At 61.5% G+C, this 21,321-nt stretch carries 13 protein-coding genes and 2 pseudogenes; 8 read left to right on the top strand and 7 right to left on the bottom strand.

Annotated features, from left to right (window positions below; all coding sequences use genetic code 11):
• Window positions 1–74: 74 nt before the first annotated feature.
• The gene (locus WDJ60_RS08890; protein ID WP_340100012.1) at window positions 75–617 is read right to left on the bottom strand and encodes a halocyanin domain-containing protein; all 543 of its coding nucleotides are present in this window, start codon (window positions 615–617) and stop codon (window positions 75–77) included.
• A gap of 341 nt (window positions 618–958) precedes the next feature.
• Here WDJ60_RS08890 and WDJ60_RS08885 point away from each other — a divergent pair, with 341 nt between their 5' ends.
• On the top strand, window positions 959–2,893 hold the full coding sequence (locus tag WDJ60_RS08885) for a hypothetical protein (RefSeq protein ID WP_340100011.1): 1,935 nt from the start codon (window positions 959–961) through the stop codon (window positions 2,891–2,893).
• On the opposite strand, the gene WDJ60_RS08880 is transcribed toward WDJ60_RS08885, so the two are convergent.
• Together WDJ60_RS08880 and WDJ60_RS08875 are read right to left on the bottom strand one after the other, a co-directional pair.
• Window positions 2,887–4,407 carry an aldehyde dehydrogenase family protein gene (locus WDJ60_RS08880; RefSeq protein ID WP_340100010.1) on the bottom strand — a complete coding sequence of 507 codons (1,521 nt, stop codon included), beginning with the start codon at window positions 4,405–4,407 and terminating at the stop codon, window positions 2,887–2,889. The two genes, WDJ60_RS08885 and WDJ60_RS08880, sit on opposite strands and share 7 nt — an antisense overlap.
• Before the next feature lie 81 nt (window positions 4,408–4,488).
• Complete coding sequence (locus tag WDJ60_RS08875; RefSeq protein ID WP_340100009.1) at window positions 4,489–4,998, bottom strand: helix-turn-helix domain-containing protein; 510 nt, start codon at window positions 4,996–4,998, stop codon at window positions 4,489–4,491.
• Between the two features lie 400 nt (window positions 4,999–5,398).
• Here WDJ60_RS08875 and WDJ60_RS08870 point away from each other — a divergent pair, with 400 nt between their 5' ends.
• Complete coding sequence (locus tag WDJ60_RS08870) at window positions 5,399–6,931, top strand: aldehyde dehydrogenase family protein (RefSeq protein ID WP_340100008.1); 1,533 nt, start codon at window positions 5,399–5,401, stop codon at window positions 6,929–6,931.
• 528 nt (window positions 6,932–7,459) lie between these two features.
• On the opposite strand, the gene WDJ60_RS08865 is transcribed toward WDJ60_RS08870, so the two are convergent.
• The 4 genes and pseudogenes from WDJ60_RS08865 to WDJ60_RS08855 all read right to left on the bottom strand — a co-directional run bounded on the left by WDJ60_RS08865 (window position 7,460) and on the right by WDJ60_RS08855 (window position 11,915).
• On the bottom strand, window positions 7,460–9,313 hold the full coding sequence (locus tag WDJ60_RS08865; RefSeq protein ID WP_340100007.1) for a cation:proton antiporter: 1,854 nt from the start codon (window positions 9,311–9,313) through the stop codon (window positions 7,460–7,462).
• Window positions 9,314–9,365: 52 nt separating this feature from the next.
• A complete protein-coding gene (locus WDJ60_RS08860; protein ID WP_465269244.1) occupies window positions 9,366–10,934 on the bottom strand; it encodes a binary toxin-like calcium binding domain-containing protein in 1,569 nt (522 codons plus the stop codon).
• Between the two features lie 42 nt (window positions 10,935–10,976).
• Window positions 10,977–11,246 (bottom strand): annotated as a pseudogene (locus tag WDJ60_RS18905) (zinc metalloprotease); the annotation flags it as partial.
• A 51-nt stretch (window positions 11,247–11,297) separates the two neighbouring features.
• On the bottom strand, window positions 11,298–11,915 hold the full coding sequence (locus WDJ60_RS08855; protein WP_340100005.1) for a DUF309 domain-containing protein: 618 nt from the start codon (window positions 11,913–11,915) through the stop codon (window positions 11,298–11,300).
• A gap of 169 nt (window positions 11,916–12,084) precedes the next feature.
• Between WDJ60_RS08855 and WDJ60_RS08850 the strand changes: the two are divergent.
• The 6 genes and pseudogenes from WDJ60_RS08850 to WDJ60_RS08825 all read left to right on the top strand — a co-directional run bounded on the left by WDJ60_RS08850 (window position 12,085) and on the right by WDJ60_RS08825 (window position 21,318).
• Window positions 12,085–13,247 (top strand): annotated as a pseudogene (locus WDJ60_RS08850) (RNA-guided endonuclease InsQ/TnpB family protein).
• Window positions 13,248–13,457: 210 nt separating this feature from the next.
• Entirely contained in the window at window positions 13,458–14,471 is a 1,014-nt protein-coding gene (locus tag WDJ60_RS08845) for an IS110 family RNA-guided transposase (protein WP_340100004.1), read from the top strand.
• 382 nt (window positions 14,472–14,853) lie between these two features.
• Window positions 14,854–17,634 carry a transglutaminaseTgpA domain-containing protein gene (locus WDJ60_RS08840; RefSeq protein WP_340100003.1) on the top strand — a complete coding sequence of 927 codons (2,781 nt, stop codon included), beginning with the start codon at window positions 14,854–14,856 and terminating at the stop codon, window positions 17,632–17,634.
• A complete protein-coding gene (locus WDJ60_RS08835; protein WP_340100002.1) occupies window positions 17,634–18,275 on the top strand; it encodes a DUF7269 family protein in 642 nt (213 codons plus the stop codon). The genes WDJ60_RS08840 and WDJ60_RS08835 overlap by 1 nt, the downstream gene beginning before the upstream one ends.
• Window positions 18,272–19,705 carry a DUF58 domain-containing protein gene (locus WDJ60_RS08830; protein WP_340100001.1) on the top strand — a complete coding sequence of 478 codons (1,434 nt, stop codon included), beginning with the start codon at window positions 18,272–18,274 and terminating at the stop codon, window positions 19,703–19,705. Before WDJ60_RS08835 ends, WDJ60_RS08830 begins: the two co-directional genes overlap by 4 nt.
• The gene (locus WDJ60_RS08825; protein ID WP_340100000.1) at window positions 19,702–21,318 is read left to right on the top strand and encodes a DUF7519 family protein; all 1,617 of its coding nucleotides are present in this window, start codon (window positions 19,702–19,704) and stop codon (window positions 21,316–21,318) included. The genes WDJ60_RS08830 and WDJ60_RS08825 overlap by 4 nt, the downstream gene beginning before the upstream one ends.
• Window positions 21,319–21,321: the final 3 nt, after the last annotated feature.

Genomic DNA, 21,321 nt, shown 5'->3' with positions numbered 1-21,321 from the left:
TCACGTGCACGCAGTCGCACAAAAACTTATTCGTCCGTTCAGGTGGTCGACGAGGCACCCGGACCTGTGTTCGGCTACTCGACGACAATTGCGCCTTTCATCCCGGTACCTTCGTGCGGATCACAGACGTACAGGACGGTCCCACTCTCGTCGAACGATTCCGTGACGGTGTGACCGCTCTCGTCCGTCTGTTCGCTCCGGAAATCGGCACCATATCTCGCTACGACGTTGTGGATTCCGCCATTTCCCGTCCAGACCCACGTGACCGACGTTCCCTGGTCGATGCGGATTGCGGGGGGTGAGAAACCGAAGTTCGCGCCGTTTGCTTCGGTGCCGACCTGCACCTCTACGGAATCCGTACCGGTCCTGTCCTCGATAGACTCGTAGTTGCTCGTCTCCGCGAGAAATTCGTCGACTGACGGCGGGCTCTGAGTGCCGTCGTCGGCCGTCGTGGTCGATGTCTCCGCCGGCTGTTCGGTTTCGTCGCTCTCGACGTCGGTTGTCTCGTCGTCAGTCGTTTCGTCGTCAGTGCTCTCGCCGCCGCTACAGCCCGCGATGGCACCGGTGAGTGCGATACCTGCAGTTCGAAGAATAGTGCGCCGCCGATGGTTGTCCATTGCTGACAGTACACTTATCTGAGACGACCATATTATAACTTTTGAAGGGCAGGTTATACTATGCGTGAATTGGGGAGTGTTGTGTTATATAATGAGATGTATTATCTCGAAATTGGTCAATTATATTGAATTTTGGGCGGGCGTGACGGTCAACGACACAGACGGAACCCCACAGCTTGGATCTGTGGGGGGACTTCGAATTCAACCATCTGTTCTGGTTGTCCGAGACAGGCCAGTGAGAGGTGTTTTTGCGAGGAGGACTCGCCATACTATAGAGAGATTGTCGATTTAACCATCACCCAAATATATAAGTGAGAGCTGATAGCATAATGTGGTAGGCCATGTCAGACGACGACATTCGTGAGCAACTCAAAAGTACAAGCAGGAGGCGGTTTATCGCAGCGATGAGTATGGCAGCGGGCGCGTCACTCGCCGGGTGCAGTACGTCGGACAACGGGACCGACGACACACCAGCAGACACGTCGACCCCGAATTCGACGCCAACGCCGGGACAGAACGATTCGGACAACTCGGACGACGAGCCCGAAGACCCACCAGAGCCCGGCGAACGAATTACGTCCGCGCGGCGGATCGGTCCCCGCGACGTGAGTGAGTTCGGGTTCGAGGATCTGTGGGCCTACCGGAAACGGCAGGCCGTTGAGGCGCTTGTCGCCGACCCCCGGGTAAACGAAGTCGCCAGCGACTGGGTCGCGTCCTTCGAGGCGTACGACCCGCTGACGAACCGGCTCGACGCCGTCAGCGTCCAGGGGACCACAGGGATGACCGTCGAGGGTGGCCCCGATTCAGGGACCTTCGAAGTCACCGCGACGGATCGACAGGTCGCCTACGGACTCGTCGACCGGGTGACCGACGAACTCGTCGGTCTCAAGATCAACGAGCCGACCGACGTGACCTGGACCAGAGGCGACTGGAACGACACCCAGCGGGCCCGCCACGAGAAGATGCTGGACAAAGAGGAGATCTGGCAGCACCTCGAAGGCAACGAGTGGTACCCGATGGTCAAGGCCGCGGAAATCATCACCAGCTACGGCGACTACGGCCACGGCGAGGCCTCAAACCTCGCGTACTTCGTGATGGACGGCGGCGAGCTCAAGGTCGTCAGCGGCTTCATGGACGTGACCGGCGAGGAGGCCGAGTTGCTCGACGTCCATATCGTCAACGACTTCGCCGAGCACCCGACACACAGGATGGCCCAGAACACCGCGACAATGGGCGAGACTGTCCTCGGCGAAGTTCCGGAGCCGCCGATGATGCAACGGCCACAGATTACGGCTCCGAACGGTTACCACCGCATAGAGGAACCGGCTCAGGAGTTCGAACAGGACGGCTGGTCGATCAACTGGAGCGGGCCCCGGACGGTCGGTGCGGAGGTGAGCGCGGACTTCAACGGCAAGCCGGTCTTCTCGCTGACCGCCCCCTACAGCACGTCCACCTGCTACGACATGCCCAGGCGGAACGGCCGGAACACCCGTGAGTGGATGTTCCCCGACAACGAGCCGGTCATCAGCGGCGAACTCATCTACTGGGACATCCACAGCCTCAGTCTCGGTGGTCCGGGTATCCTCGGTAAGACCGAGTACCCCTCGAATGAAAGTCGACCGGGCGGGTTCAACATCCGTACGCACTACCATACCGGTGCCGTCGAGAACGCCCGCGACTTCCACTCCGGGCACCGCTTTGCGCCGTACAACTACTACATCAACTACCAGTTCTACGAGGACGGCGTCTTCATGCCGGTGTTCCAGCGGCACGGACCCGGATACGTCAACGAATTCTACGAGTACCGCGAGCGCGAAAACGACGGGCCAGCGCAGTACTACCTCGAAAACTGGCTGACGAAGCCGACCCCGGGGACGACCGACGGCGTCGAGACGAGGATATTCGACGGCGACGAGTGGCAGACTCCCGAAGAGGAGTTCTACCTCGGCAGCAACGAGGTGAGCGAAGAGATGTTGGTCCGGTTCACGAACCCCGACGGGCCGGAGACCATCGACATCCCGCTGGATAACTTGAAGGAGGTCGTCGTCGTCAGGCCAAAAGACGACGAAATCGGCCAGGTAATCCGGGCCAACCCGGAGAACCCGGTTCCGGAACTCGAGTTCTATCACCCCGCACAGTACGTCGACGGCGAGCCGATTCAGGGCGAGGAGGTCTTCTTCTGGTTGCTGATGGAGGCTCCGACTGACGAGGTGCCACACGCCTCGGGTATCACGACGTACACGCAGATGGGCAAGTTCAACCTCAGCGGCTACTGACCCTCGCCCAGATCCATCGTTATCGATTTCGTCTGCGTGTACTCCCGGAGCGTCTCCATCGCACCCTCTCGGCCGATGCCGGACTGTTTGTAGCCGCCGAAGGGCTGGCCGGGTGGGAGCCGGTTGAACGTGTTCACCCAGATGTTCCCGGCTTTGAGGTCCCGTGAGATGTTGTGTGCAAAGGAGAGGTCGTCAGTGACGACGCCGGCGGCGAGCCCGTAGTCCACGTCGTTCGCGCGTGCAATCATCTCGTCGTAGTCGTCCCACTCGAGAATCACCTCGACAGGCCCGAAAATCTCCTGTGTGACGATTGGGCTGTCGGCGTCGACGCCGGTGACGACGGTCGGCTCGACGAAACAGCCCTCTGCGAACAGCCCTTCCTCGACGACGCCACCGCCCTGGAGAATCGTCGCGTCTGAATTCTGTGCGAGATTGATGTAGTGAAGCGTCTTCTCGACTTCAGCACGGCTGACCTGTGGTCCCAGGTCGGTCGCGTCGTCGAGCGGGTCGCCCATCTGGAGGTCACGAACCGCATCGAGAAAGGCGGGGACGAACTCGTCGGCGACCGACTCGTGGACGAACAGACGGGTCCCGGCACTGCAGCACTCCCCGCCGTTGAAGAACATCGCGTCGACGGCAACGTCGGCCGCAGTGGCGGGGTCGGCATCGGGCGCGATGACCAGCGGGCTCTTCCCGCCGAGTTCCAGCGTCACGTCGCTAATCGTATCGGCAGCGGCCTTCATTACGCCCCGCCCCACTTCCGTCGACCCGGTGAACGCGACCTTCGGAATCCGGTCGTGTGAGACCAGCGGCGACCCCGTCTCTGGCCCGAAACCGGTGACGACGTTGATAACGCCGTCCGGGAGGATATCCTCGATTTCGCGCATGTAGGTCAACAGCGACACTGGCGTCTGCTCGGCCGGCTTGAGGACGACGGCGTTCCCGGCCGCGAGCGCCGGCGCGAGTTTCCAGACGGCGAGCAACAGCGGGAAGTTCCAGGGGACAATCTGTCCGACGACACCGTACGGTTCCCGTCTCGTCTGAATGTGGAGGTCGCCGTGCGGGACCGTCTTTCCCTCGAGATTGCGGGCCGCCGCCGCGAAATAGCGGAGATGGTCGACGGCGAGATCGATGTCCTGCCGGGCCTCCGTTATCGGTTTCCCGTTGTCGAGAACCTCGATGTGTGCGAAATCGTCGGCCCGTGCCTCGAGTCGGGCGGCCATCTCCTGGAGGAGTTGCTGTCGTTCCGCTGGCGTGCTCTCCGACCACCGGTTCTCGTAGGCATCCCAGGCCGCATCGACGGCGCGGTCGACATCGTCTTTCGTGCCTTCGTAAACAGTGACGAGTGTCTCACCTGTGGTCGGATTTATCGAGGGGAACGTATCGGTTCCGCTCTCGGCATGCCACTCCCCACCGACGAAGTGTTCGAGCGGCCCGTCCGGCAGTAAGGCAGCGGCGAGATCGGCGTGGCGGGCTTTCGTCTGCTCGTGTTCTGCTTGTGATTTCGTGGTCATGCTGTATCACCCGTCACGACAGCGCCGTACGTGTGGCGTGGTGCCTCTACCCACAGTCCGAGAGCGAGGAAAATAAGCGTTTCACTGGTTCACGGAGACCCGGTCGGTGTCTTCTTGCTCACCAGTTTGCTGGTCGACTTCACCGAGATACTCCTCGCCACCCATGTCACGGAGCAGATCGTCGAATACGGCTGCAGCCGTCTCGAACTTGTGGACCGTCGGGAACGCCGTTTTGTCGACCTGGGCGATGAAATCGCCGTACTCTTTGACGAACTCGTGGCGCCACTCCTCGCTCTGTTCCGGCGAGGCAAACTGCGCGACGAACTGCCACTCGTGGTAGTCGTCGGCACTACAGAACAGCATAACGTGTGGGTCGTCGAGCAACTTTTTGTAACACCGTTCCCAGTTTTCATCAAAATTCGAGTAATGAAAGGCAACCTGAAAGAGATAGTACTCGAAGATGTTCCGATTCGGGATCGCCCGCATCGAGAACATGTCCTCCGCCCGCATCTCGTTGAGAATCTCGTTGACACGGTTGTGTGACAGTGAGATGTCGAACTCCTCTTCCAGGATATCTCGAAGTTTACTCACTGGTTTTTCGGGATATTTCACTCTCGCTTTGAGAATAGCGACATCTCGGGGCGAGAGGTCAAACTCGAAATCGTTCCCGTTGAGCATTGTAGTATGTTATTCACAAGTGCCGTTCGCAACGGATATAAGTGTTCTCCAAGGGTTCTGTGGCACTTTTTGTCTGAACAACTTCACCAAGGGATTCGACCATCGCGTTCCAGTCGACAGGCAACACACCATATCCACGTATACCCAGTCAGAATCAGAGGCAACGGTAGAAGGAGATTGGCGTATTAATTCATCATCCGAAGTTCGCTAACTTGGTTAAAATATAGCGTGTGAGAGAGAATAGTAGTGAAATATAATACAGTTTCAGTTAACTATTTAATGCGTCGTGGTAAATATTGTCACTGTCAGCACCATGAGTACAGCAAGTGATAGTTCCGCAGAGACGGAAAGTGAGATCAAACAGCGACACCGGGAGGCAGCATCTGACGCGCTTCCCGAGAACCTCTCTCATTACATCGGCGGAGAGTTCGTTCCGGGAGACAGCGACGAAACGATCGAGACCCGCGACCCGACGACGGGAGAGGCTCTCGGAGAGGTCCCGGCCGGGAACGCGGCAGATATCGACCGCGCCGTCGAGGCAGCGCAGTCGGCGTTCGACGAGGGATGGGGTACCGCCTCCCCGGGCGAACGACAGCGCGTTCTCTCGGAGATAGCGGCCGCCGTCGAGGAGAATCAGGAGGCGCTCGCAACGCTCGAAGTCCTCGATACGGGGAAGACGATTACCGAGGCGATGGGAGATATGGGGTTGGTCGTCGACCACCTCACATACTACGCTGCCGCTGCCCGCTCGGTAAACGGCGAGACGCGACAGACGAACGACCTCTTCGACCGGGAGAAACAGGTGTTCACGATCAAAGAGCCATACGGAGTCGTCGGAGCCATCGTCCCGTGGAACTTTCCGCTGTTGATCGCCATCTGGAAGATCGGTCCCGCTATTGCGGCCGGCAACACGGTCGTACTCAAACCTTCCGAAGAGACGCCGCTGTCTATCCTGAAGCTGATGGAACTCGTCGACGACGTCGTCCCCGACGGGGTTATCAACGTCGTGACAGGGTACGGTGAAGACGCCGGCGAACCCCTCTCGACGCACGAAGACGTGCCGAAGATTTCCTTCACCGGGTCGACCGACGTTGGGAGAGAAATCATCCGAAATTCGGCGGAAGACATCAAGAAGACCACGCTGGAACTCGGCGGGAAGAGTCCGGTCATCGTCTATCCCGACGCCGACCTCGGAGAGGCCGTCGAAGCGGCGATGATGGCCATCTTCTTCAACAAAGGCGAGTGCTGTGCGGCCGGGTCGCGCCTGTTCGTCCACGAGGACATCGAAGCGGAGTTCCTCGACGCGTTCACCGAGGCCGCCGCCGGCATGACCGTCGGTGACCCGTTGCTCGAATCGACAGATATGGGACCGAAGGTCTCCGACGAGCAGGTCGAACGAACCCACGAGTTCGTCGAGGCGGCTCGCGAGAGCGGCGCGACGATTCGAACCGGCGGGGGAATGCCCGACGACGACGCGCTGGACAGCGGTGCGTTCTACGAGCCGACAGTCATCGACGATATCGACCACGACCATCCCTCCGTCCAGGAAGAGATATTCGGTCCGGTCATGGAGACGTTCTCCTGGAGTGACGAAGACGAAGTGGTTGCGCGCGCGAACGACGTGGACTACGGGCTCGCCGCCGGTGTCATCGCCAACGACATTACCAAGGCGCTCCGAACCGCTCGGCGACTCGAAGCCGGCGTCGTCTGGGTGAACCACTACAACGACGTTTCAGCGGGCCAGCCGTTCGGCGGCTACAAGCAGTCCGGTACCGGCCGGGAGAACGCGGCCGAAGCCATCGAGGAATTCACTCAGACGAAAGCAATCAACGTCAATCTCGGGTGAGCTCAAGACACCGATGAGTCTGCCCCTCGATATATAATACAATATTAGAAAACAGTATATATTTTTTATACTTTTAACAGCTACTTTTGAATAGACGATATTTATATACAGAGACAGACATATATTCAAATACTGTTATTCTACAGCTCTAATGTTGTAACGTTACGCCTCAGTAGCTTCGAAAAACCTACAAAACAGAGAATTTTGATCAATTATCTGATACTACTACAGCCACACGACAGGACGAGTTTTTTGGTAGTAAATATAGTATATAAATGTAGTTATATTCGCATTCAGATACTATTTTCCGGCAGGCAGAAAACGATAGCCACTCCCTGAGAGCGCCCTCAAAAAGCGCCATCACAAGGAGTCACCAGAGAGGAGCATACATGTGACGATACGATATTGAATACGACACAGGGGCAGCATAGAAACATATTTATGCTAATACTTTACCCATACTGGCGATATTATTATGAATATTCGGACTCGTTTCTGGAGATTTCGTCGACGGCCGAGACGTGCGACTCAGTTTCGAGGATGGAACCGCCGAACTGCGCCCGAGACGGCGCTCCGCTGACCGAGAAACGTGACCGTATCGCCGTACTGCAACGACTCGTCGGCCGACGGAACGTGCGTTTCACCGTCCCGGCCGATGACAGCGACGATACAGCCGTCGGGAATCTCGGCGTTTACCTCTCGGATCGTCTGGCCAACCAGATCGTCGGCCGTGAGTTCGATCTGTTGAACGTCGTGGTCGTTGCCGAGCGCATTCATCCAGTGGGCGAGTTCTGGACGCTCGATTTCGTTGTCGATAGACCACGCTGTCGCCCGGGTCGCGTCGATAGCGGTCACGTCGAGCGCCTCGAACGTCTCGACGTTTTCCGGGTCGTTGACGCGGGCGTAGACATCGTCGACGTCGAATTTCGTCCGGGCCAGCTGGGCGACGAGCAAATTGGTGTTGTCGTCTCTCGTCACAGCGATAACCCGCGTTGCACGCTCGGCGTTGACCGACCGGAGAACTTCCGCTTCTGTCCCGTCACCCTGTTGGGCGGTAAAGCCATCGCGCTGGAGTTGGTCGACGACCGTCTGATCGGCGTCGATGAGCAGGACGTTTTCGCCGCGATTCTGGAGTCGTTCGGCGAGCATACGGCCGACTCGGCCGCCGCCGATGAGGATGGTTGGCATTGGTATCACACCGAGAATGGTCGCAATCTGCCGGGCGAGACCAGCCTGAAGGACGATCGTTACGAAAATGACGAGAAAGACAGTACCGGCGAGAATCTGGGCCGCACCGGACTGCCCGGCACCCTGGAGTTCGATTGCAAACAGTGTCGCGATGCTCGCGGGGATGATGCCGCGGGGACCGACGAGACTGAGAAACAGGGTTTCGTTCCGCGTGAACTGCGGGTCCTGTGTGGAAAGGAACACCACAATCGGCCGGATGACGAGGGTGACGACCGCGACGACCGCAAGCCCACCCACGCCGAGGCCGAGCAGGGCGCCGAAGTCGATGAGCGCCGCAAGCGAAATGAAGACGATAGCGAGGACGACGAGCGTCAGGTCCCGGTTGAACTGGTGAATCGACTCCCGATGGGCCAGTTCCGCGTTGCCGAGTACGAGTCCGGCAGCGGCGACGGCCGCAACGCCAGTTTCTGCGAGTACCGCCTCCGAGAGGCCGTAGGCGAGAATAACAGCCGACAGGACCGTCAGCCTGGCGACTCGCGGAGCGTCGCTGGCCGAAATTTTCACCCGAGTGAGAAAGAGCCACATTGCGACAGCGATGCCGACGCCGACCAGCACACCGACGCCGAGTCGCTGGAGGAAGCCAAAGGGAATCTCTGTCGGCGCCGATTCGACGACGACCGTCTCGAAGATGACGATAGAGAGAATCGCAGCAGTCACGTCGTTGAAAATGCCCTCGGCTTCGAACGTCGTCTCCAGATGTTCTCGAACGGTAATCACCTCGAAGATGGGGGTGATGACGGTCGGTCCCGTCGCGATAAGCAGCGAACCGACGAGCAGCGACAACCCCCAGCTCGTGTCGAGGAAAACCCGGACTGCGAGAGCGGTTCCGAGAAGCATCGCCAGTGCTCCGACAGTCGTCAGTCCGATAACGGCTTTTTGTGTCCGGCGGAGCTGCTCGCGATGGAGTTGAAACGCACCGTCGAAGACGATAATCGCCACACTCAACCCGACGACAGTCGAGAGCCCCGCACCGAAGGTGTCTGGGGTGACGAACCCTATCCCCGACGGACCGAGACTCACGCCGATGAGAATGAGAAACAGTACGCTCGGAACTTTGAGACGCTTTGCGAGCACCTGCGCGGCGATTCCGAGCGCCAGAATGATTGCCGTGACGGTGAGGACGGCAGTCGACACAGCGGTAGTAAGGATGTGTGGGACATAATACCTCTGTTGGCCGGGGCAGCAGTTACGATTCGAACCCGTTTCGCTCGATTTGCTCTGCCAGCGGCTGGGGCAGGAACTCGTCTTCGCCGGTCGTGACCGTACTCTGGAGCCAGCCGTCAGCACAGTAGTGTGCCGGGTCGTCGGTGCAGGCCTGGGGCGCTTCGAGCGTCCCCATCACGTTGTGGAGCAGTTCGTGGACGACCATGTTGCGCTGGAAGCTGTCCCGGGCAGTGGTGTCGACGATCGTGTACTCGCCGGGCACCTCGCCGTACCCGTCGTAGCCGACCCTCGACTCGAACGGGAGGAAGATAGTCTGGTGGTAGACGCCGACCCGGTCGCCGAGCTGGGAGCGGTGGTAGTCACGTTTGATATCGTGGAAGTTGTTGCCGCTGAACGTTGGTGAACCGTCGACGTAGCCACCCTCGCGGATGTGGAGGTCGATACCCGTCGAGCCGTCGGGGTTCTCGACCGGCATCGCGTCCCAGTTCTGTCTGGTGTCGTCGAGAAACGCCTCGGATTTGAGTGCGTCCCCCTGTGCGTAGTCGAACTGGACGTAGAGGTCTATCGACAGCGGGTCGGCATCGGGGAGAGCGACACCACCGGTGGTCTGCCCGGCGACTTCAGCACCATCAGAGAGCCCATCACCGTCCGTGTCCGGGTCGGTCGGGTCCGTGCCGTACTGGTTGATTTCCTCGCCGTCGGTGAGTCCGTCGCCGTCCGTATCTGCGACGGACGGATCGGTCCCGTACTCCTCTCGCTCGGCGTCGTCCGGCAGGCCGTCGCCGTCCCGGTCGGTGGTCACGACGAGCGGGTCCGTCCCGAATTCGTTGACCTCCTTGCCGTCGCTAATTCCGTCTCCGTCGGTGTCAGAATCGGTCGGATCCGTGCCGTACTGGTCGACTTCCTCGCCGTCCAGCAGGCCGTCGCCGTCGGTGTCTGCAACCGCTGGATCCGTGGCGTAGTCGGTGACCTCTTCGCCGTCATCGAGCCCGTCGTCGTCCGTGTCGACAGCGGCCGGGTCTGTTCCGTACTGGTTGACCTCCGCACCGTCGGTCAACCCGTCACCGTCCGTATCTTCGACGGTCGGGTCCGAAGCGTACTCTGTCACTTCGGCACCGTCGTCGAGGCCGTCGCCGTCCGTGTCCGTGTCGGTCGGGTCGGTCCCGTACTCGTCGAGTTCCTCGTCGTCGTCAAGTCCGTCCTCGTCCGTGTCTGCGGCGGTGGGGTCAGTCCCGTACTCGCCGACTTCTTCCCCGTCAACCAGCCCGTCCGCGTCGGTATCCACGGCAGTGGGGTCCGTGGCGTACTCGCTGATCTCCGCACCATCAGCGAGTCTGTCACCGTCGGTATCGGTATCCGTCGGGTCCGTCTCGTATTTCTCCAGTTCGTCCCAGTCGCTCAGCCCGTCGCCGTCCGTGTCCGCAGCAGTGGGATCGGTGCCGTACTCGGCGACCTCCGCCCCGTCCGGGAGTCCATCGCCGTCCGTATCGGCGTCAGTCGGATCGGTGTCGTGCTCGTCGAGTTCCTCGCCATCGGAGAGACCGTCACCGTCGGTATCGGTATCCGTCGGGTCCGTGCTGTGGTCAGCCAATTCCTGTCCGTCGTCGAGTCCGTCACCGTCGCTGTCGATATCTGTCGGGTCCGTCTCGTGCTCGTTGACTTCTTCGCCGTCGTCGAGCCCGTCCCCGTCCGTATCGGCGTCAGTCGGATCGGTCTCGTACTCGTCGAGTTCCTCGTCGTCGTCAAGTCCGTCCCCGTCGGTGTCTGCATCCAGTGGGTTCGTTCCGGAGAGCAGTTCGGTCGCGACCGGTCGGCCGTCCCCGTCCGCAGAAACGGTAAACGTCGCCACGCCGAGACCGGCGACCAGAAGGAGAGCGACGACGAGCACCCGCCGAGTTACCATAGCCTTACTTCGCGCTAGGCTATACCTAAACCCTCGGACCCGCTTTCGAACTCAGTCGAACAGCCCCTCGACGTCAGACTCGCGGTGCGTGCGGCGCTGGACGTGCTCACCGAGGCGCTGCGTAATGATACCACGCCGGTCCGGTTCGCGAACGAAGTCGAAAAGCAGCGTCACGAACGGACTCGCAGTCTTCCCGCTATCGAGGTCCGCACGGGCGTACTCGACGGCTCGCTCGATGCGCCCCTCGTCGTGGCCGTGTTCTTCCGCCAGAACCTCGGCGGCGACGGCCGTCGACTCGAAGTCGAGGTCGGTCGGTAAGATGGTCTTACCGCCGTGTGTGAGCGGGAGCGGACGGGCGCGCTCGATTCGTTCGGGGTCGCGCGCGAGCGCGCCGAGAGCAGTCCGAACGCCGGCGACATCGACGCCACGGTACTCGTCGCCGAGGCCAGCGAGATACGCGCGACCACTCTCAGCGAGTCCGGTCGCACCCGACCAGTTGCGGTTGCGGGCGTGAAACACCGCGGCTGTGAACTGGATGAGCCCGTGGAGAAATCGCTCGTCGTCGGTCCCCGTTTCGAGGTCGAGCCAGTGGTCCTCCCAGGCGTCGTGTGCGGCGTGGTAGCCCCCGGCGTTGTAGATAGCGATACCGGCCCGGAGGTGTGCGTCCATGTCGTCCCGTTGTGGATAGGAGACCCTAACTCTGGCGTGCGCCCGCCGCCCGGCACACAGAATTTATATCCGTTTGCGAGAATACCCCCGACCTACCGTGGGTGGGGATAAAGCCGACACACAGGGATACTAACCATTAACTGAATATATCGCTAATCAAGAGACTGCGATGGAGTACAGTCGCCGCTACCGAGCCTACCCGACACGAGAGGTAGCAGACGGACTGGAACACCATCTCGACGTTCATCGCCAACTCTACAACCACGTCCGCTGGGACTACACGAATAGTCCCGAAGAACACAAGCCCAGCGAGTACGACCAAAACAACAAACTCCCCGAGTGGAAACGGAAGTGGTCTCTGTTCGCGGACACATACTCAAAAGCCGCACAAGCCACCGTTGCCCGGTTCCACCGTAATCTTTCGAACCTTCGCAAAAAAAGGAAGGGTACAATGTTGGTCGGCTCAAGCGGCAATCACCCACTGACTACCGGAGCGTGACGTACAACCAGTCTGGTTTTGACCTCGATGAAAAGAGGGGCCACGACAAGTATGCGTCCGTTCGCTTCAGCAAAGTCGGGTGGGTGAAAATACGGTACTCGCGCCCAATCCCTGACCACGCCACCATCAAAGAAGCTACGTTCAAAAAAGAGACCACAGGCGAGTGGTTCGTCTCCTTCGGATTAGAAATCGACGACGCTGAGATGCCAGAGAAACCCGCCGTGGACTCACTCAATACGAACAACAACGTGGGTATTGACCTTGGTATCCTGAACTACATTCACACCAGCGACGGCAAGACTGTCGACTGGCTCGACCTCGAAGACGAATACGAACAACTCCGCCGCGAACAGCGCAAACTCTCACGGAAGGAGAAAGGGTCAAACAACTACGAGAAACAACAGGAGAACGTCGCCACAGCCAAACGAAAGATTCGTCGGAAGGTGTTGGACTACCAGCACAAACTCTCAACGTGGCTCGTCAAAGAGTACGACGCCGTGTTTGTTGAAGACCTGAACGTTCAGAGTCTGCTTCAGGGCGACGGGAACGCTCGCAACAAACAAAACGCGGCGTGGCGACAGTTCATCACACTCCTCGAAGACAAGGCAGAGTTGTACGGCACGCATGTTGTACAGGTCGAAGCGGCGGGGACGACCAAAGAGTGTGCGTCGTGTGATGTGGAGACAGACAAGCCAATTTGGGTACGAGAACATTCGTGCCCGAGTTGTGGGTTCGAGACGGACAGAGACGCGAACGCGGCGATGAACGTTCTACAACGCGGCTTTTCTGAGTTAGGGCTGGGATGGCCCGAAGAGACGCCTGTGACTCCATGAGAATTCTGCTAAAGTCCCTGGAGCGTGAAGTATGCCAGGGAGTGAAAGGTCGATCAGTCTCCTACGCCATAGAGCGGGGGCCTGTGACGGACCAACCATGCGAAGGAACAGGAGAATTGGGATCGCAGCCCGGCTGACCCACGGTCAGCCGTGGCTGCAAGCCCGAAGAGATGACGTTCCGCTTCACGCGTGCCACTCCAGAGGTGAACCATGACCGATCACTACGTGGGCATTGATGTCCACAAACGGCAAGCACAAGTCGCTGTAATCGACGCCGAAGGCGATATCGTCGAAGAGGTCCGCGTCGCAAACGCGGACCTCGACGAGATTGCACAGAAGTATGCTGGTGGTGAAGCCGCGATTGAGGCCACCAGCAACTACTTCACAATCTACGATACGCTCGACGAGTATCTCGATGTGACGCTCGCCAATCCGGTGAAAGCGGATTGGCTTGCTGGGCAAAAACAGAAGAATGATCGCGTGGATGCAAAGCAACTCGCACGGTTTCTTCGGCTCGATGAAGTCCCGGAAAGCTACGTTCCATCAAAAGAGTTCAGGAAGTACCGCGCGCTTGCGCGCGGTCGGAAGAAGCTGGTCAACAAACGCACCGATTTCAAAAACGAAGTGACTGCGCTACTTGACCAGAATGGAATCACGTTCGATGGAAAGCTCTGGACGGACGAGGGACGTGAGTTCCTGGAGGAACTCACTCTTGAGGAGCCGTATCAGATGCTGTTGAATCAGTGGGTCGAAGCTGTTGACGAGTTTACGCGGAAGATCAAGGTACTCCAGCGGAAGATAGAGAGTGTTGCGACGGAGGTAGAAGAAACGTCGCTTTTGATGTCGGTGCCAGGGATTGCGGCCTACTCCAGCGTGATGATTCTCTCGGAACTTGGTGAGATCGATCGGTTCGATCGGTCGAGCGAGGTTGTGAGTTACGCTGGTCTGGACCCGGTCGTCCGCGAGTCAGGCGACTCGCGGACTGAGCACGGCATCAGTAAGCAAGGAAACGGATACTTGCGGTGGATTCTGGTCCAGTGTGCAAATACTGCGGTTCACAACGCGAAGGATCCGTATCTGAGTGATTTCTACTGGCGGTTGCGTGAGACACGGAATAAACCGCACAAGGTAGCAATTGTCGCAACAGCTCGCAAGATGCTTGTCTCAATCTTCCACATGCTCAGAAAGAACGAACCATACGATCCGCCGGGGGTGAGCGCCTGAGAGACGCCAAGGCGTCTCTCTTTGGGCGGGCTAGCGTTTATTGAGCGACTGGTGTGTCGAATGAAGATATCCCCGCACGGTGGGAGGGAAAGTAGCTGATTCCAACGCTGTAGTGAAGTTCTTGTTGGTGGATGCGAAGCAGCAGCGACAATAACCCGAACAACTATTTCGCTCCATATGGATTGTTCAGGTAGCAGAATTCTCAGAGATGGAGACTGCGCTCCCTACGGACACAACTTCGGTGTCTGCAAAGCGCGTCATCGAAACAGGAAGCCTGTCTTCGTGAGAACAGGATTCCCCGCGCCACCGTGTGCAGGGTAACATTCAACAGCCATGCCCGACTACGAGGTGACGATACGCGTCGCCCTGACGCAGCACACAAATGGCATCTGAGGATTCTGGCCGGACGCGAGCACAGACTCGGGATAAAACGCGGGTCCTGCTGGTCGCCTGTTGTCTGCTCGCCGTTGGCCTCGCCGGCGTACTGGTCCCGACCCTGACCGGCGGTGTAGTCGATAGTCCAGCGGAGTCGCTGGTGCCCGGTGACGCCATCCAGTCGGAAGCCGCAGAGAACTTCGGCGAACTCAACAGTTCCGGACTGGGCGAGATCGACCCTGACGACCTCGGCACCGGCCAGGGGGCAGGCGGTTTCGGCGCGCTCAATCCCGGCCAGTCGACCGATGTCGGCGGGTCGACCGGCGCGAGCGCGGCGCTAAACTCGCAGTCGACGAGCACGCACTTTACCGTCCGGAGTTCCCGTTCAGCGTACTGGCGGACCGGTGCTTACGACCGCTACACCGGGAGAAGCTGGGAACAGACCGGCGACACCGAACCACTGGACGATCCCATCGACACCGACGGTATTCAGGGCCAACAGGTCGATTACGAGGTCGAGTTGAATCGGAGTGCAACGGCGCTCCCGACCGTCTGGCGACCGGAGCGCATCGACGGCGTCGCCGACCTCGAACTGACCAACCAGCGCGCAGTTCGAGCCGGCGGTCGTCTCGGACCCGGCACCACCTTCTCGGGACGGAGTTACAAACCGCCACAGGAATCCGAACTGCTCCGGACCAGCGGTGAGTCGTATCCCGCCGAAATCGAGGAGCGGTACACACAGGTCCCCGACGATACGCCCTCGCGGGTCGAGTTGTTCACCGACGACATCACGTCTGATGCCGACTCGTCCTACGAGACGGCTGTCGCAATCGAGCAGTGGCTCGAGGCGAACAAGGAGTACTCGCTGAACGCCTCGACGACCAGCGACCACATCACCGATACGTTCCTCTTCGAGATGGATACGGGCTACTGTGAGTACTACGCGACGGCGATGACGACGATGCTCAGAACGCAGGACATCCCCGCGCGCTACACCGTTGGCTACTCGACGGGCGAGCAGGTCGGCGAGAACACGTACCAGGTCCGCGGGATGAACGCCCACGCCTGGGTCGAAGTCTACTTCGAGGACGTCGGCTGGGTGAAGTTCGACCCGACACCGGGCAGCGAACGCCTCCAGCAAGAACGGCAGTCCATCCAGGACGAGAACCCCGACGCCGACTACTCGCCGACCGAAGAAGGGAGTCCCGGCGAGGAGTTCTCACCCGACGGGCAGAACAGCACTGAGAACGACACCGACGGCAGTTCCGGTGAGCAGAATCAGACTGACCAGGGACCGACCGGCGAGACCGACAGCGGCTATCAGTTGTCGCTCAACCGGACAGCAGTCTCCGGCGCGTCGGTCGAAGTAACCGTCACGGAGAACGGCGAACGCCAGTCGGGTGTGACGGTGCTGTTCAACGGCGAATCAATCGGCCAGACCGGCCGGGACGGCACCGTCGTCGGAACGGTCCCCTACACCGACGAACTGCAGATCACGGTCGCCGACGGGTCGAGTACGACGCTCGCAGCAGTCGGGAGTCTCCCCGACGGAACCGACGACCGACACTACAGCGTCGACAGCGCGATTACCGCACTGCCGCCCCCCGAAACCGCAAACCTCACGGTTCCCGTCGACACGAACACGACGGTCACCGTCAGCGGCGAGACGATTCCGAACGCGAACGTGACGATTACTGCGACGATCGGTGACGTACCGCTCCGGAGCGGCACAGTACTGGTCGACGATACCGAAGTCGGGACGACCGACGCCAGCGGGCGGTCCGAACTCACGCTTCCCGGGCGCGGTGGCAACGTCACGATTGCAGTCGAGCGCGGCTCGGCCCGCGGTGAGACGACCGTCACACTCCCCGAACTCTCGGTGACCGTTCGGCCGACGGCGCCGATCGCACTGCCGTACACCGACGCGGTGGTGAACGCGACTGCGGGCGGGGAGCCGGTCGGCAACGCCCCCGTCCACATCAACGGCGAGCAGGTGGCGACGACGGACATCAACGGCACGGCAACCGTCACGCTCCCGATGGCCGAGCAAGCGACGGTCAGCGTGACCGGTGCCGGACTCACCAAAGAGTCGACCGTCACCGGGCTGTTCGTGAACCTCGCACTCACTGCACTCGCAGTCGTCCTTGTCGTCGGCGGCGCGTTCGGACTCGCCTACCGTCGCGGCTACGCACCACGCGATATACTCCGCGCCCTCCTGAATCTCCCCACACACCTCGTCCAGTACAGTCAGTGGCTCCTCGTGACAGTCGCAACCCGCTGGGACGACGCCGTGGCCGCAGTCGTCGCCCGCCTTCGACGGACTGTTGCCCACCTCCGGGACCTGCTGCGCGGCCGGACGAGCCTCGAGGAACTCCGCGAGGCGTTGCTCGCCTGGCTCGGGGCGAAACGCGAGATACTCTTCGGGAGCGGCGACGACGAGTCATCGGCGGGAGAGGGAACCAGCGAGGACCGCCGCACCATCCGCCGAGCGTGGCAGCAGTTCCTCAGCTACCTCAGTCTCCGCCGGCCGCGGACGAAGACGCCGGGTGAAATCGCCCGACACGCCGTCGACCGCGACGGCCTGCCCACACAGCCAGTCCGGGATCTACGCGACACGTTCCGCGAAGTCGAGTACGGTGCCAGAGCTGCCGAAGACCGACTGGACCGCGTCGAAGCCGCGGTTTCAGCCATCGAAGACGACGTTGTCGACGACGAGGAGACGGAATCGGACACGTCGGGAACGGGGACAGACGACACCAGAGACACCGCCGATGGAGGGGCGGCCTGATGCGCTGGCGTATCGCTATCTTCGGTACGCTGGGAGCCGTCGCGACGGTCGTCGGTGCGATGCTGGTCTTCACGCCGGACCTGCTGTTAGGTATCCGGCCGGTCGGACAGACGATAGCGTCGCTGTCGACCGACCCGAAGTCGGTGATGACCGCGGCGGCGGCCGTGGTCGGCCTCTACGTCCTCATCGCAACGCGTTCGCCGAGCGCCGGCTGGTCACTCCCGATGGACTCGGATGCCGAACAGCGGTTCGACGCCGCGACGACGGACCCCCCGGAAGCGGTCACGGCCGACCGGCGCTCGATGACCGGTGCCGGACTCGACGCCGACGTTCGAGTCGCGGTGACCTCGGGCGGGAAGCCGCTCCACGCAGTCCAGGACCTGCTCCGTGACCTTGCCGGCGACGCCTACGCCGACGACTTCGCTGCTGGGCCACAAGAGACGGGTGCCGACGCACAGCAGGCAATCGAGACGGGGACGTGGACCGACGATTCCGTCGCCGCGGCCTTTCTCGCTGGCGACGCAGGACCGACACCGTCGCTGCTCTCGCGGGTCCGACTGTGGCTCTCCCCGGAGCGCGAGCGCGAACGACGCATCGAGGCGACGATGAGAGCAATCGAGCGACTCCAGGAGGAACGATGACGTACCGCCGCATCAAACGCTGGGGCATCGGCCTCGTGGCCACGCTCGCCCTCACTGGCTTTGGCCTTCTCTTTGCCCGCGAGACGCTCATCGTCGCCGCTGCAATTCCACTCGCCTACGTCCTCTACGGGACGCTCTCTCAGGTCCCCGACGGGGATTTCACGGTGACCAGAGCGTTCGAGACGCCGGACCCGACCCCCGGTGAGACGGTCGGGGTGACACTCACCGTCGAGAACACCGGTGAGTCAGTCCTGACGGACTGTCGCATCATCGACGGCGTCCCCGAGGAGCTGGCGGTCACCGACGGCGCCCCCCGCGCCTGCGTCGCCATCCCGCCCGGCGAGGCGACCGAACTCACCTACAGCGTCGTCGCAAAGCGCGGCGAGTACGACTTCGGGGACCCGACAGTCCGCCTGCGCTCGCTGGCGGCGACCGAACGACTGACAGAGACGGTCCCGGTCGAGGGCGACGAAACGCTCTCGTGTGCTAACGCCGTCCGGGACGCCCCGGTACAGGACGCCACCCTCCCGCGTGCGGGAACGCTCCCGACCGACACCGGTGGGAGCGGACTGGAGTTCTACGCCACCAGACAGTACCAGTCGGGCGACCCGATGAACCGCGTCGACTGGCGACACTACGCCAAGACCGGTGAGTTCGTCACCGTCCAGTACCGCCAGGAACAGGCCATCCGCACGGTCCTGGTCGTCGACGCGCGACCGGTCGGCCGAATCACGCCACAACCCGGCTACCCGACCGGTGCGGAACTGTGTGCCTACGCGGGTGAACGGCTCTTCGACGCGCTCTCCAGTGCCGGGGTCGCAACCAGCGTCACCGCCGTCGGCGTCGAACGGGGAGCGCTCGACGGACTGGTCGGTCCCGACGGACTGCCGTGGGTCGACCCCGAGTCGAGCGGCCACCGCGACAGTCACGCCCGCACCCTCTTCAGTGGTCTCCAGTCCGTTGCCGAACGCGGTGCAGAGACCAGTTCGCTCGCGGACGTGCTGGCCCAGCGACAGGGCGGCGACGGTCTGGCGACAGCGCCGTCCCCGGAGCGAACAGACGGGAACGAGAGCGACCAGCAATCGACAGAGACGACCGCAGTCGCCCCCGATGGCGGACTCGACGAGCAGACGCGACACCTGCTCGCACGGCTCCCGCCGAACGCGCAAGTCGTGCTCTGTACGCCGCTGGTCGACGACTGGCCGGCCGACCTGGCGCGGTCGCTCGCAGTCCGCGGGTATCCGCTCGTGGTCGTCAGCCCGGACGTGACCGGGACGGACACCATCGGCCAGCGCATCGTCGAGACGACCCGGCAGTTCACGCTTCAGACAATCGAGCGCACCGGTGCGACGACGGTTAGCTGGGACATCGACCAGCCGATCGACTACGCCTTGCGGCGCTCGCTTCCACACCTCCTCACCGACCAATGAGCACCGATATCGACACCGCGAACCACCGGACCGGCACGCCGACACGGACGAGTACCGTTCTCTCGCTGGTCATCGGGCTGGCTGTCGTCGGCCTGCTGCTCTGGCGAGTCGACCTGGTGCTCGCGCCGGTGCTGGTCGGGAGCGCCGGCGCACTCTGTTTCGCAGCCGGGCTCTGGCTCGTCGGACTCGACCGGTGGGTTCCGGTCGCACGCGGTCTCGCGGGTCTGCTCGCGCTCCCGGTGACGCTCGGACTGCTCGTCGCTATCCTCGGGACCGTCCTCCTGATTGCCTCGACGGTTCTGCCGGTTGACAGTCAGGCCGGGCTGTCACTGCTCTCGCTGACGGTCATTACGAAGGTGGGAGTCGTCGCGGGGTGTGTCTTCGCCGTGCTCGGTATCCTGCTGGGCGTCCGGAACATCGTCGACGAGGAGTCGGTCACGGCGTACTTCTGGGTGAGCGTCCAGACGGCCGTCGTCCCCGGAATTGTCGGGCTGTTCCTCGCAACCGGTGCCATCCTGACTCAGCAGGAGTTGGGAATCGGCGGAGCCGGTTTCATCGACGACTTCGTCCGCTGGGTGTTCGTGCCCGGCCGCCTGCAGACGCACCTGGGGACGGTGTTCCTGCTCGTGGCGCTCGCCGCCGCAGCGCTCCGGGCAGCACTCGACGCACTCCCGGTTGCGGAACTGATCGGCGACAGCGGGACCGGCGAAACGGACCACTGGCGTATCTCGCAGCTCCGTACGGCGCTCCAGATACTGGCGTTCGGGACGGCCGCTCTCTGCGGGGTGGCGTTTCTCGTCGAGACGATACGCCGACCAATCGAACTCCAGCAGCTGCTCGGCCTGGGGCTGTACGGCACACTCACCGACCTCTCGACGGCACCGGGGCTGCGCTCGCTGCTGGTGGTGATAATCGTCGCCGCGACAGGAATCTGGCTGGGCAGCGTCGGACTCCAGCGGATGGCAACGAGTTCGACCCGTGCCGCCCTGCGCCGCACAGGACCGTTCGTAGCGGGCGGGCTAATCACCGTTGGCGGCATCGCATTCGGACGACCAATCGTCGAGACGTTCATCAGCGAAGTCGGCTGGCGGCTCCCGGCCCCATTCGACGAGGTCTTCTTCAGCTACGCAACCGATGTAGTCGACTTCTTCGGCCCGCCACCGCTCGTTCTCACCGCTGCGTTCCTCCTGCTCGGCATGACCGTCAGCTTCCTGCTCTGTTTCCGCTTGGCTGTCTTCGCAGGCTACCTCTCGGACGAGTCAGCCGGCTACTCGCTGGCGAGCGGTGGCCTGTTCGTCGCTGCCGCCTTCGCCGGGACGCTCGCCACCGAGGCCTGGGTCCTCTTTGCTGCGCTCGTGGGCGTCTTTTTCGTCTGGGATATGGGCCGGTACGGGACGACAATGGGGAGCGAAATCGGTCGCCACGCCTCGACCCGGGACGCCGAACTAGTCCATGCCGGCGGGACACTCGGTGTCGGCCTGCTCGGCGTCGGCGCGGCCTACGGTCTCCAGCGACTGCTCGCGATGGGTGCTGTCGAACAGACACCGGTCGCCGTCATCGCGCTGGTCGGTGCCCTGGCCGGTATCATCTTCCTCGTGACGGCACTGCGGTGATCG

It is taken from the genome of Salinibaculum salinum, assembly GCF_037645885.1.
GTDB lineage: Archaea > Halobacteriota > Halobacteria > Halobacteriales > Haloarculaceae > Salinibaculum > Salinibaculum salinum.
This window is presented reverse-complemented; position numbering and strand designations above follow the sequence as displayed.